An 11,604-nucleotide genomic window follows, 5' to 3' on the forward strand; every position below is an offset into this window, starting at 1 on the left:
TGTTCAATCCAACATCCAAAATTGAAAATCTAAAATTCGTGAGTTATATCAAGAGTATATCTCCATCATTTCAAAAAAAATTGATTTGTCAATGCCGATAAAACTCAAATTAAACAAAATATTACAAAAAAAATTGATGAATATTTAAGGTTCGCAGGGAGGACGAATAGGTAATATGGGGCTAAAACGGCGGAATTCTGCTAAATACAGCTCTAAGGCAGCAAACTGCGGTAGATTGAGGCTGTAGTAAATCCAGCGCCCTTCTTGACGAGCGCGAACTAAACCCGCTTCTTTCAGGGTTTTGAGGTGAAAAGACAGTTTAGACTGAGTGGTTCCCAGGTGGTCACACAGGTCACAGACGCATAGTTCTTGAGAGCGCAGAAGTTCTAATACCTGAATCCGTAGAGGGTCAGACAGGGCATGAAAGCCAGCAGCGATCGTATTAGGAGTGAAGGTGCTATTAGAAGCCATCAAATTTTATTGAAGTATTTCTTTATGGTGAAGTCTCAATCATCAGTTAAACAATACCTTAACTAAAAAGAAAAGGTCAGTCTATAGTCGATTCTTGGTGGGAATTACAATCATTGAGAAATAGGGTACTTCGGCGGGATCGACTTCATCTAGGGGGATGATGCGTTGTTGTGATGTTGATGCCCGCTCAATATATCTTGCTCGTGACGCTAGCCCTAATTTATGCAGGATATCTCGTACTTTGGTAAAGTGACGACCTAGTTTCATAATTGCGGCTGCGTCAGTCATCAGCAGATGTGTAGTCAGTTCTTCTGCTGGCAATGGCGCAGGTAGGACGGTGAGAATATCGGTGTAGTAGGTGAAAGGTACACCCAAGGCTACCGGACAAGCCATCAGCGAGGAAACTCCGGGGACAACTTCTGTTTCGTACTGGTCGCATAACCGCGTGAACAGGTACATGAACGAACCATAGAAAAATGGATCGCCTTCGCATAACACCACGACATCTCGACCGGCTGCTAAATGGTCGGCGATTGGTTCAATTTCCTGGTCATAAATAGACTTGGCTTTTTCTGGTTCCAAAGCGCGGGGGAGGTGAAATAGTACCTCGATTTGATTGCCAGGAAGATACTGCGCCACGATCGCTCTAGCGATACTTTCTTTATCTGTGGCTGATTGATAGGCTACCACAGGAGCCGCACGTAATAACCGCAGCGCTTTCAGAGTCAATAGTTCGGGATCGCCTGGGCCGACACCAATTCCATAAAGACGACCTTTGGGTTGCATATTCATTCTTCCTCCGTTGCCAGGGCGTTAACTGCTGCTGCCGCGATCGCACTTCCACCGCGCCGACCGTGTAAGGTTAAAAATGGTACATTTCTGCTGTCTGCTGCCAATGCGGCTTTTGATTCCGCTGCACCGACAAATCCCACTGGAAAGCCCAAGATAATCGCAGGTTTGTTAGCTCCTGCATCGAGCATTTCTAACAGCCTAAACAGGGCGGTGGGCGCATTACCAATTGCGATCACTGAGCCTTCTAGGTGCGATCGCCATAATTCTAGAGCTGCCGCCGACCGGGTAGTACCCATACGCTGGGCAAGTTCTGGCACTTCTGGCTCGTTAAGGGTACAGATAACTTGATTGTTTGCAGACAACCGCCGTCTGGTAACGCCGTCGGCAACCATCCGACAATCGCACAGAATTGGCGCTCCTGCTGCCAGTGCTGCCCTTGCGGATTGTACTGCTGTTGGTGAGTATCCCAAGTCAGTGACAATATCCGTCATACCACAGGCATGAATTAGACGCACAGCAACTTTTGCTACATCTGGTGGCAGCACATCTAAGTTCGCTTCTGACCGGATGATTGCAAAGGAATTACGGTAAATTTCGTTGGCATCTCGGATATAGTCGGGCATTAAATTTGGGATTTTAAATTTGGGATTGACATATAAAAATCAACAAGCTCAGATTGCCGACTTCTCTGAAAAGGTGACAATCTTGTTGTTGGCAATTGATTGAGGGATTATATTAAATAATTGCTGTAATTGTTCCAGTGCAAATCGATTAGCAAATTCTCCAAAGGACTCATCAGAATTTAAGCGTTGAATTTTATATACATATAGCATCCGCTCTATTAATGCAGGTAGTTCGGCAAAAGTTACATATTGATATAGTTCGCGTCCAAATTTCTGATTGCTGTCACCAACATAAACGTGATAGCCTTCCACAGTTGTATTTTCAGCCTCAATGCTGACGCCGAGGAGAGTAATATCACTTTTGCTATGCTGGGCACAAGATTTTTCACAGCCAGTGAAGTGGATATTAACTGGGTAATCGAGAGTAACGCGAGTTTTAAGATACTCTGCCAATGCCAATGCATGACTTTTGGTGTCAGTGGCAGAAGCGGCGCAACCCTTTTTTCCCGAACAGGCAACTAATCCACCCTTGATGTTGGTTGCAGAAGAATCTAATCCTAATAAAGCAATTTCACGTTGGACATCAGCAACCCATTGCTGAGGAATATCTGTAAGGAGCAAATTTTGCCAAGGGGTTAGCCTGAGAGTTCCACTACCGTATTTTGCTGCTAAATCTGCTAAACCCCGCATCTGTCTACTTTCCAATCGGCCAAGGGGCAAGACGACACCAATGTAAAATAAGCCTTGCTGACGTTGGGAATGGATGCCAATATGCTGATATTTCTCCTCTCCCTTGCCTTGGTCTACGGTGTACATACAAGTTGAATTACCCCCCTTAATCCCCCCTTGTAAAGGGGGGAAACTAGAAATACAGTTCCCTCCCCTTTCCAAGGGGAGGGTTAGGGAGGGGTAAAACTTACGCTTAAACTCAGATGAGTGAACTGTTTCAGACTTGTGTGTACACTGTAACTTGCCTTGCTGAGGGAGTAGGTCTTTTCTGTCACTGTACAAAAGAGAAAAAGGTAAACGCTGCTCAACTTCTTGGAGATAATTTTCACAACCCAAAGTATTCAATAACTCTCTCAGACGTAGCCGCCGCTTACTCGTAGGATGACTATAAGCTAGATAGACATCCGCCAAAGCTGCTAAGACGGGCAAACAGTCCTCTGGTGGTAACAAAATTCCCGTATTGCTGGGGGGTTGACCCTTTTCACCAACACTGAGATAGAGACGAAAGTAAACATTATCGTTAACTAAGACAGCTGCAAAGGCGATATCATTCAAGCGATCGCCCACCTGAATTATCCCACCACCATCAAAGCAAACGCTAAATTTGGCCGACAGTCCCGAAAGCGCCGGATGTGCTGCAATATAATCATCCCAACTTTGGACAAAAGGGCGAGTGTCGATTAATTCTTGGGGATCGATACCAGCAGTTGGACTGGTCATAATATTGCGGATTTGGTCTACAACAGTATTGCCAGAACCCAATCCCATATTTTGTAGGTACTTCAGAACCTCAGCATTTATCCCCGTGCGGATTTCACGAACTTGCAGGTTAGCTCGATTAGTCACATCTATATAGCCGCCACCGTGCTGTTCTGCTATATCTGCGATCGCACGGCACTGCTGACTACTAATAATTCCACCTGGTATTCTAACGCGAGATAATATACCATCTGCGGCGGGAGTAGCATAAAACAAGCCAGGACAAGTGGCAAATCCAGAAACCAAACTTATAACTCCTTCCCCGTGCAACGCAGGGAGTAGACGGTGAGTGTGTCTTGAGGACATCCTGAGAGTTGGCATTCTGACTTGGGTCATCCCATCACAGCTGCGGCACAGTCCCGGAATTTCACCGGAGTTTCCCAACTCCCAGCTTTAGTAATTTAGATTTTGTTTAGGTTATAGATTTCAACCAGACATCATCCAGATAATTATCTTACATTACTATGGCGATAAATTTTAACTGAGCTTATCCACTAGCGATCGAAAGATATAGTTCTTGAAGCTAATCTATAAATTGAATTTAGTTATGGCTCAGGCAGGAATGCTTGAGCCTTTTTGCTGCAATCGCTTTAGAAAAAGTTAGGCGATCGCCGCTTCACGAGTAGCAACTTTGCTAAACTGATTTACTGGACGAGGTAAACCAAGATTTTCGCGCAGGGTTCGTGCTTCATACTCTGTACGGAACAGACCGCGACGTTGCAATTCAGGAATTACCAAGTCTACAAACTCATCCAATCCTCCGGGCAACCAGGGCGGCATAATATTAAAGCCATCTGCCCCGCCATTGACAAACCAATCTTCTAGCTGGTCGGCAATTTGTTCTGGTGTGCCTAGAATCTGACGATGCCCACGCCATCTGCAAAGAAAATCATGTCAAATTTGCCGCGTTCTGCCGTCTGTGCGAGCCTTTTATAATGCTGAAAGCTTAAACCAGCATTAGCTTGCGCTTCGGGGTGTCGCCATGACGCTACGTGATGACCAGTGCTGGGCAAGAATGCACCTAGTCTAAGTTGAGGTTTTTTCGTACTCATGCTTTTTTCTGTAAAATCGTAGTGTTTTTAAACGCATAGGCGCTTCTCTACGAGACGCTACGCGTAGCTTGCTTCCCGAAGGGTACGCCTTCCCGCAGGGTAAGCACGCAAAGTAAGCGCAGAGGAACGCAGAGTTTTGCCGAATTTATGCAATGTTGTACTAAGGTGTTATGAGTTAAATCACGCTAGTTTTTTGAATTTTGAATTGCTTACACAGGCTGGGGTTTGAGTAAATCTGTTTTGGTAACAAATTCACTGAATGTACTTGCAACCTGCTGCGGTAATGCAATGCCTGGCGTTTGCACTGGTAAGCGAGGAAACAGTAATTCTGCAACTCTATAAGCTTCTTCGAGATGGGGATAACCTGAGAAAACGAAGGTATCAATTCCTAAATCGGCATATTCCAGCATCCGCGCTGCAACTGTGTCTGGATCTCCAACTAAGGCAGTCCCAGCACCTCCACGGACTAAGCCAACACCTGCCCATAAGTTGGGGCTAATTTCTAGGTTTTTGCGATCGCCATTATGCAGTTGAGCCATGCGGCGTTGTCCTTCTGATTCAGACTGAGCAAACCGCTGATGTGCAGCTGCTATAGTTTCATCATCGACATACTGAATCAGTTCATTGGCCGCATCCCAAGCTTTTTGCGTAGTTTCGCGGACTATAACGTGCATCCGAATCCCAAACCGGACTGTTCTACCTTGTTCTGCTGCTAATCGACGTACCTTTGCAATCTTTTGGGCAACTCGATCTGGTGGTTCACCCCAAGTTAAATACACATCAATGTGTTTGGCAGCAACTTGGAGCGCCGCATCTGAAGAACCGCCAAAATATAAGGTTGGATAAGGCTTTTGTACGGGAGAAAATTGGAGTTTTGCACCTTGAACTTTTAGATGACGACCATTAAAGGTTACTTCTTCACCTTGCATGAGCGATCGCCAAATTGTCAAAAACTCATCTGTGAGTTCATAACGCTGATCGCGATCTAAGAAAATCCCATCTTTTGCAAGTTCTTTTGTGTCGCCACCAGTGACAACATTCAGAATAATTCGACCATTAGAAATCTGGTCAAAAGTAGCAGCCATTCTAACCGCCAAAGAAGGCGACATAATTGCCGGACGAAAGGCTACGAGAAACCGCAAGCGTTCTGTAACTGAAATTAATGAAGTAGCGACAATCCAAGTATCTTGTTTTTGTCCCGTACCAATTAACATCCCGCCATAGCCCAATTTATCAACAGCTTGAGCGATTTGCTGCATATAGGGATAAGTGGCTGGTCGCCTGCCGATTGTAGTACCTAAATAACGCTCATCTCCCTGTGTCGGCAAATACCAAAAAACTTCCATTTGATTATCTCCGTGCGCTATTTCTGACTAATGGTTTCTGGCGTGATGGCTGCATATTGTTCGCTAGTCAGCATCGCTTCCTTAATATTGATGGGTTTAGGAATCACTTTTTCTTTGGCAAACAAATTTGCAATCTTCTGTTGTTTTTCCATAATTTCAGGCGTAATTGGTCTTATACCGTAAGTTCGCCTTTCAACCATTGTTGTTAAAATATCTTCATCAATTTTGAGGTGAGGAATAGTCAGTTTTACAACTTCTGCTCGGTTTTTCTCAGCCCATTGACCTGTGTTATCTATCTCCTCAAGAACTAATCGCACTAATTTCGGGTTTTCTGTGGCAAATTTTCGCGCTGCCATGTAATATCCGCCCTGAGTAGAAATGCCACTAGCATCTCTCAAAACACGAGCATTTGCTTTTTTTTGGGCCACGGCTAAATAAGGGTCCCAAGTTACCCAGGCATCAATTTTTCCTTGAATAAAAGCATCACGAGCTTCTGAAGGGGGCAGGCTAATCGCTTGAATATCACTATATTTCAAACCAGCCTCTTCCAAAGCTTTTATTAATAAGTAATGAGAAGCAGAACCCTTTTGAAAAACTACTTTTTTACCTTTGAGATCGGCTAAAGTCCGAATTGGTGAATTCTTTTGAACGATAATTCCGCTTCCTTTACCAGTACTGGGTTTATTACTAGCAACATAAACTAAAGATGTACCAGCCGCTTGGGCAAATATCGGGGGAGTCTCGCCTACAGAGCCAATATCAACCCTGCCCACATTCATCGCTTCCATCAGTTGTGGACCAGCAGCAAATTGCGCCCATTCCACGGAAATACCTAAAGGCTTTAGACGTTTTTCAATCGATCCTTTAAGTCTGAAAATATCTCCAGAACTTTGATATCCCATTCGGACAACTTTGGTTTTCAACCCAGTGGCTTGATTTGCTGAATTTGGGGTTTGGACTGAGCAACTGATTAAAGTTGTTGAAATTGTTAATAATCCAGGTAAAAGGAATAGTGAAAAACGTTGGAAAATCTTAACTTGTGGCTGTTTGAAGACGGGAATCATGGACGTGAACTTTGTTTTTTAATTTGCTTTTGGACTTATTTGGCTAATATTTTGCCTATGTTCAGTCGTAGAGGCGCACATCTGTACGCCTCTAGTGTTGTATTGCTCGTAACCTAAAAATTTAGACTTTTTGAAGCTGAAGGCTCTTTTGGAACAGTTCTTGAACATTTTTCCAAGCATCGGCGGCAGCTTCGGCATTGTAGCTGGCGCGATGATTGCAGAAAAAGCCATGTCCTGCACCGGGATAACGGAAGATAGCGTGAGTAATCTGATTTTTCTTCAATTCAGCCTCAATCTGTTCTGTATGTTCTAAGGGGATTCCCTGATCGTCAAGACCAAAGAAGGCGTAAATGGGGCCTTTAATCTCTGGAGTGCGGGTGATGGTTGGTTCTCCACCGCCGGGAGTTGAATTGGGAATCCCGCCACCATAAAAGGAAGCTGTAACTTTAATATCTGGTAAGGTGGCAGCTAGATAAACGACATGACCACCAAAGCAAAAACCAATAGAGCCGATCGCATCTCCTTGCACATTTGGTAAGGTTCTTAGATAGGCGATCGCAGCTTTAATATCACTCAATATTTCCTCAGCTGTTGTCTGCTCTTTATACCCTCTCCCTTGCTGAACATCTTCAGGAGTGTATCCACCCTCAAAACCGGGAGCGGTGCGTTGAAATAAAGTCGGTGCGATCGCCACATACCCCTCTTTGGCAAATTTCTCAGCAACTTCCCGAATGTGAATATTAACCCCAAAAATTTCCTGAATCACAATAACGGCTGGGAAGGTTCCCTTTTTTGCTGGTTCAGCTAAGTAAGCATCAATTTGCAAATCTCCGTTAGGAACTTTAACTTGAGCAGTGCGAATTTCTGTGTTTGTCATCTTCGGATTAGCCTGTAATTGCTTTCAGGACGCGATGTTTTATGGTAATTTTTGTACAATACTACTTAAAATATATCGATTTGCCGTAGTTTTAAGAGTAGTATTTCACAAACAATGTGCAAAGGCAAGTCTTTCGATTTGAGAGATGTAGATGAATATAAGACCATACAAACAATCTGATGCTGAATTAGTCAGTGCTTTGTGGGACGAGGTGTTTCCTAATAACCCATCGCACAGCAGCCCAAAGTTGGTAATCAGTCAGAAGCTTGCTGTACAGCCAGAGTTGTTTTTCGTTACTGAGATTAACTCTGTAATTGTAGGCACTATCATGGCAGGATATGACGGGCATCGCGGTTGGCTATACACAGTTGCAGTCAGTCCTCAGTATCAACGGCAGGGTATTGGTAGCAAGCTAGTGCAGCACGCAGAGAAAGTATTGATAGCGATGGGATGCCTCAAAATCAATCTCCAAGTTCGTGTCTCCAACGCAGAAGTAGTTGAGTTTTATAAAAAACTTGGCTATCTCATTGAAGAACGCATCAGTATGGGAAAGCTTGTCGTTGGAACAGAAAAACTTTAGAAATACGCCAGTATTACGGCAAAAGGTAATTGTAGCGTCACCAAATTTAACCTAAATTAGGAGAAAAATTTATGAAGCTTAATGCAGTTCATCATATTCAAGTAACCTATCCTCTAGAAGTGGAGGATACAATGCTGTTTTTTTATAGTAAAGTTTTAGGATTGAGTGAAATTCCCAGACCTGATGTCATCAAAAATGATTCAGGAGCGTGGTACAAGTTGGGAGATATTGAACTGCACGTTAGTAGAGAGAAAAACGCCAATAACCAAGCATCTAGACGACATTTTTGTTTCCAAGTCGATAACTTGAACGCCTTTGAACAACACCTAAAAGAGCATGGGATAGAAATTATTCGCGACCAACGACCAATTCCAGGATGCGTGCGGTTTTTCCTCCGAGATCCCGGTGGGAATCGTATAGAGATTGCAGAGTTCGTTAAGAGTACTTTTGCACAGCGACAAACAATCGATTTTGTAGCCTGAAACCCTTACTATGGAAACAATCGACACCAGTCAAAGTTCGCGCAGTGTCTCGTAGAGAAGTTATAACGGTTTTCAAAGTTCTGGCGAGTGGTGTCGATGAGTTCAATTTACCTATACTTGTCAAGATTTTGTCAATCTGACTCCTGAATTCTGATTTCTGAATTCTTTTTCAAATCAACAATTTTCTCCTGATGTTTCACACGCACCAATACTTACCCAGGTACTAGAACCATCTTGCCAATGTTCTTTCTTCCAAATGGGTGCTTCATGTTTGAGCGTATCAATAGCATATTGGCAAGCTTCAAACGCCTCACTCCGATGAGGAGAACCCACAGCTATTAAAACGCTGATTTCCCCAACTTGCAAACGTCCAACGCGATGATAAATCGCGACTCGATTCACATCAGACATAGATAAGCGAATATCAGCAGCAATTTGATAAAATATCCGCAACGCCATCGGTTCATAAGCTTGATACTCTAGAGCAATCACAGGTTTACCATCGGTTTGATTGCGAACCATACCACTCATCACAACCACAGCACCATTGGCTGGATCGTCGGATTTGGCGTAGATTTCTTCCAGAGACAATGGTGCAAAGGTAATGGCAAAACTATCTTCGGCTCTTGGTTTAACAGCAGAGGTAAGTGTGGTTGTCATAACTGCGTTGATATTATGTGGGTTTTTTCTATTGTCTCTGAAGAAAGCATTACTAGTCTATGTTGAGTGGCTAAGATGGATGGAGCAACTACCATTCGCACTGCAAGATATAAATCCGCTCTTGCCGATTATTGCTGTGAGTGGACTAGTAGTTCGCTTTCGTGACTTGGCGGGGTAAAGGGTAAGGGGGAAGATGGGGTCCCCTCTGGGGATAAGGGGCGGGGGGAAAGGGTTTAAATCTTAACGTAATATTTGCCACCATCTTTTGACTGGTCTGTAAAGGGTAAGGGGGAAAGAGTTTAAATCCCTTAACCTTTCCCCTTTCCCCTTTCCCCAGTCCTCACAAGCGCATTTTTGGGTTGGCAGACTACTAGTAACAAGTGAGCAAGTACCGATCCAATACTGCTCGGTTAAGGATTTTTAACTCGGAATTTGGTTTGGGGAAAAGGTTAAAGGGTAAAGGTTAAAGGTTTTTTCTTTCCCCTTTCCCCTTTCCCCTTTCCCCTTTCCCCTTTCCCCTTTCCCTTTTCCCCTTAACCGACAAGTATTGAGTACCGATCGATAAAACGGCTAAGTATACAGCCTTTTTCTCTAAACCTTATACAACGCAATGATTATTGAAAACCCTACAGTTATTAGTCATTAATCTGCACAATCTAGACGATCGCAGTCATATCTGCCTTTAATCTCTTGATTGAAAAAGCTGCCAATTGAGTCAGAGGAATGTAAATCTTCCCAAGTGTTCTCGTCTACGCCTAAGTACTGATAAACCGCTCCACTTTGAAACTCAACTTGCAAAATCTGTTCGTTGCGATCGTAGCCTACAGCCATAGCCATTGATGAGACAACTGGTAGCATCACAATTGGTTCTTCTTCAAAGGGTAATGCAGTCGTTTCGGCAATCGCTTCGTTCAGTTCTTGCAATCCTTCATAAGCTTGTATCGGTGCCGGAATTTCCAAAAACTCTAGTTCGTTGCCTCGGTCGAGCAACAACTGCAAATATCCATCAGAATGAGCGATCGCTACTAAACTGCTCAAGTCTACCTTAGATAGCTTCATTTATTTTGTACTCTCCTATTAGCGTAGTCGGGAGTGGTAAAGTTTTATGCAATCTCAAGCATTTTATAGTACATTTATACTAAAAAATCGCTTAAGTGTCAAGTTTTTTCTCTTAAGAGAGAATTTAATGTCTGTAGAGACGCTTTCGCAAAGCAGCACGCAGTGTTTTTCTCTGATCTACGGGTAAATACTGATGATATCAAGTCTGGTTAATTACTCATGATTACCGCATCTGTGCAAAATTCCGAAAAGCCTCTTTTCCCTCGCCCTGTAGTCTAAAAGGATGTTTGAAAAGTCTGTAGTAGTAGACTTTCTTACATAAATCGGGAAAAGGAGAAGGTGGGGTCCCCTCTGGGGATAAGGGAAAAGGCTCTGTATTGTCCCCTTCCCCTTTAACCTTTACCCTTTTCCCCCTCTTGCAAAAGTTCTTTTTGCAAGAGGTCTAGCGTATCACTCCTGAATTCTGAATTCTGCTGTAAGTACTTGACAACTTCAACCAATCTTGGTTGTGTCCAGACTTAACTGAGTTTCCATTGCTGTTTATATCACTCAATTAGCTCACCCTTTTGGGTGAGTCATATATCAACCGATCAGATGACCTGACTGAAGGAAGTTGAGATTAATAATAAAGAAGACTCTATTACTAAGGAACACCGATCGCATTTTACCTAAATATAACTTATGAAACTTGCTACCTTAATAAATTCTGCACTGATTTTTGCTTCTATCACTCTTGTACCTGGAATCGCTGGCGCTCAAACAGCTACTACTAACAACAGTGAAACAATAGCTGTTAACTCTAATAATTTATCTACGAACTCGACTTCTGCAAATTACCTCCAGCCGATGAATCTAGTTAATTTTGCTTATCAAGGAGGTCTGCAACAACACGGTATTCCTAGCGGAGAAGCGCTAGTACTTAAAACTTTGAATAGAAATATTCTTGCGAAAGATTTGGTTAAAGCTGCTGTGAATGCAAATAAATTACCATCACAAGTTTTAAACGATCAAAATTATTGGTTCTTCAGTACTTCTTATGCTAAATTATTAGTTGCAAATTCAAAAGGATATTAAAAATTGTATTAATAAATTACTAAAAGCATTGCGATT

Annotated in this window: 14 protein-coding genes, 1 pseudogene and 1 riboswitch; of the genes and pseudogenes, 4 read left to right on the forward strand and 11 right to left on the reverse strand. The window is 43.1% G+C overall.

Annotated features, from left to right (window positions below; all coding sequences use genetic code 11):
* Positions 1 to 144: 144 nt before the first annotated feature.
* The 9 genes and pseudogenes from V7K45_RS09130 to V7K45_RS09170 all read right to left on the reverse strand — a co-directional run bounded on the left by V7K45_RS09130 (position 145) and on the right by V7K45_RS09170 (position 7,713).
* Positions 145 to 471: an ArsR/SmtB family transcription factor gene (locus V7K45_RS09130; RefSeq protein ID WP_335002534.1), complete on the reverse strand. Its 327-nt coding sequence runs from the start codon at positions 469 to 471 to the stop codon at positions 145 to 147.
* 81 nt (positions 472 to 552) lie between these two features.
* Positions 553 to 1,257, reverse strand: a complete 705-nt coding sequence (locus V7K45_RS09135; RefSeq protein WP_334822650.1) for a precorrin-2 C(20)-methyltransferase — start codon at positions 1,255 to 1,257, stop codon at positions 553 to 555.
* 2 nt (positions 1,258 to 1,259) lie between these two features.
* The gene (locus V7K45_RS09140; RefSeq protein ID WP_335002536.1) at positions 1,260 to 1,886 is read right to left on the reverse strand and encodes a precorrin-8X methylmutase; all 627 of its coding nucleotides are present in this window, start codon (positions 1,884 to 1,886) and stop codon (positions 1,260 to 1,262) included.
* A gap of 48 nt (positions 1,887 to 1,934) precedes the next feature.
* The gene (gene cobG, locus V7K45_RS09145; RefSeq protein WP_335002563.1) at positions 1,935 to 3,695 is read right to left on the reverse strand and encodes a precorrin-3B synthase; all 1,761 of its coding nucleotides are present in this window, start codon (positions 3,693 to 3,695) and stop codon (positions 1,935 to 1,937) included.
* A riboswitch (adenosylcobalamin-variant (AdoCbl-variant) riboswitch) is annotated at positions 3,682 to 3,765 on the reverse strand. It overlaps the preceding gene by 14 nt.
* Before the next feature lie 209 nt (positions 3,766 to 3,974).
* Positions 3,975 to 4,247, reverse strand: a pseudogene (locus V7K45_RS09150) (nitrilotriacetate monooxygenase); the annotation flags it as partial.
* Complete coding sequence (locus V7K45_RS09155) at positions 4,226 to 4,426, reverse strand: hypothetical protein (RefSeq protein ID WP_335002538.1); 201 nt, start codon at positions 4,424 to 4,426, stop codon at positions 4,226 to 4,228. The gene V7K45_RS09155 and the pseudogene V7K45_RS09150, both read right to left, overlap by 22 nt.
* Before the next feature lie 209 nt (positions 4,427 to 4,635).
* Positions 4,636 to 5,772, reverse strand: a complete 1,137-nt coding sequence (ssuD, locus tag V7K45_RS09160; protein WP_335002540.1) for an FMNH2-dependent alkanesulfonate monooxygenase — start codon at positions 5,770 to 5,772, stop codon at positions 4,636 to 4,638.
* 17 nt (positions 5,773 to 5,789) lie between these two features.
* On the reverse strand, positions 5,790 to 6,836 hold the full coding sequence (locus tag V7K45_RS09165; RefSeq protein WP_335002543.1) for a sulfonate ABC transporter substrate-binding protein: 1,047 nt from the start codon (positions 6,834 to 6,836) through the stop codon (positions 5,790 to 5,792).
* A 121-nt stretch (positions 6,837 to 6,957) separates the two neighbouring features.
* Positions 6,958 to 7,713: a dienelactone hydrolase family protein gene (locus tag V7K45_RS09170; RefSeq protein WP_335002545.1), complete on the reverse strand. Its 756-nt coding sequence runs from the start codon at positions 7,711 to 7,713 to the stop codon at positions 6,958 to 6,960.
* Between the two features lie 151 nt (positions 7,714 to 7,864).
* Between V7K45_RS09170 and V7K45_RS09175 the strand changes: the two genes are divergently transcribed.
* Entirely contained in the window at positions 7,865 to 8,293 is a 429-nt protein-coding gene (locus tag V7K45_RS09175; RefSeq protein WP_335002547.1) for a GNAT family acetyltransferase, read from the forward strand.
* A gap of 71 nt (positions 8,294 to 8,364) precedes the next feature.
* The gene (locus V7K45_RS09180) at positions 8,365 to 8,775 is read left to right on the forward strand and encodes a VOC family protein (RefSeq protein WP_335002549.1); all 411 of its coding nucleotides are present in this window, start codon (positions 8,365 to 8,367) and stop codon (positions 8,773 to 8,775) included.
* Positions 8,776 to 8,949: 174 nt separating this feature from the next.
* Here the strand turns inward: V7K45_RS09180 and V7K45_RS09185 are convergent, their stop codons facing one another.
* On the reverse strand, positions 8,950 to 9,435 hold the full coding sequence (locus V7K45_RS09185) for a molybdenum cofactor biosynthesis protein MoaE (RefSeq protein WP_335002551.1): 486 nt from the start codon (positions 9,433 to 9,435) through the stop codon (positions 8,950 to 8,952).
* Between V7K45_RS09185 and V7K45_RS09190 the strand changes: the two genes are divergently transcribed.
* Positions 9,425 to 9,613 carry a hypothetical protein gene (locus V7K45_RS09190; RefSeq protein WP_335002553.1) on the forward strand — a complete coding sequence of 63 codons (189 nt, stop codon included), beginning with the start codon at positions 9,425 to 9,427 and terminating at the stop codon, positions 9,611 to 9,613. The genes V7K45_RS09185 and V7K45_RS09190 overlap by 11 nt on opposite strands.
* A gap of 464 nt (positions 9,614 to 10,077) precedes the next feature.
* On the opposite strand, the gene V7K45_RS09195 is transcribed toward V7K45_RS09190, so the two are convergent.
* Positions 10,078 to 10,494, reverse strand: a complete 417-nt coding sequence (locus V7K45_RS09195) for a KTSC domain-containing protein (protein WP_335002555.1) — start codon at positions 10,492 to 10,494, stop codon at positions 10,078 to 10,080.
* 681 nt (positions 10,495 to 11,175) lie between these two features.
* Between V7K45_RS09195 and V7K45_RS09200 the strand changes: the two genes are divergently transcribed.
* Positions 11,176 to 11,568, forward strand: coding sequence for a hypothetical protein (locus tag V7K45_RS09200; RefSeq protein ID WP_335002557.1), 393 nt, complete (start codon positions 11,176 to 11,178; stop codon positions 11,566 to 11,568).
* Positions 11,569 to 11,604: the final 36 nt, after the last annotated feature.

This window comes from Nostoc sp. (assembly GCF_036917375.1).
Lineage (GTDB): Bacteria > Cyanobacteriota > Cyanobacteriia > Cyanobacteriales > Nostocaceae > Nostoc.

What these genes read in the sequence shown, in the direction of transcription:
- V7K45_RS09155 (WP_335002538.1), bottom strand. Translation starts at nt 4,426, where the DNA reads ATGAGTACGAAAAAACCTCAACTTAGACTAGGTGCATTCTTGCCCAGC.
- V7K45_RS09195 (WP_335002555.1), bottom strand. Translation starts at nt 10,494, where the DNA reads ATGAAGCTATCTAAGGTAGACTTGAGCAGTTTAGTAGCGATCGCTCAT.
- V7K45_RS09130 (WP_335002534.1), bottom strand. Translation starts at nt 471, where the DNA reads ATGGCTTCTAATAGCACCTTCACTCCTAATACGATCGCTGCTGGCTTT.
- V7K45_RS09175 (WP_335002547.1), top strand. Translation starts at nt 7,865, where the DNA reads ATGAATATAAGACCATACAAACAATCTGATGCTGAATTAGTCAGTGCT.
- V7K45_RS09135 (WP_334822650.1), bottom strand. Translation starts at nt 1,257, where the DNA reads ATGCAACCCAAAGGTCGTCTTTATGGAATTGGTGTCGGCCCAGGCGAT.
- V7K45_RS09180 (WP_335002549.1), top strand. Translation starts at nt 8,365, where the DNA reads ATGAAGCTTAATGCAGTTCATCATATTCAAGTAACCTATCCTCTAGAA.
- V7K45_RS09170 (WP_335002545.1), bottom strand. Translation starts at nt 7,713, where the DNA reads ATGACAAACACAGAAATTCGCACTGCTCAAGTTAAAGTTCCTAACGGA.
- V7K45_RS09200 (WP_335002557.1), top strand. Translation starts at nt 11,176, where the DNA reads ATGAAACTTGCTACCTTAATAAATTCTGCACTGATTTTTGCTTCTATC.
- cobG (WP_335002563.1), bottom strand. Translation starts at nt 3,695, where the DNA reads ATGCCAACTCTCAGGATGTCCTCAAGACACACTCACCGTCTACTCCCT.
- ssuD (WP_335002540.1), bottom strand. Translation starts at nt 5,772, where the DNA reads ATGGAAGTTTTTTGGTATTTGCCGACACAGGGAGATGAGCGTTATTTA.
- V7K45_RS09140 (WP_335002536.1), bottom strand. Translation starts at nt 1,886, where the DNA reads ATGCCCGACTATATCCGAGATGCCAACGAAATTTACCGTAATTCCTTT.
- V7K45_RS09185 (WP_335002551.1), bottom strand. Translation starts at nt 9,435, where the DNA reads ATGACAACCACACTTACCTCTGCTGTTAAACCAAGAGCCGAAGATAGT.
- V7K45_RS09165 (WP_335002543.1), bottom strand. Translation starts at nt 6,836, where the DNA reads ATGATTCCCGTCTTCAAACAGCCACAAGTTAAGATTTTCCAACGTTTT.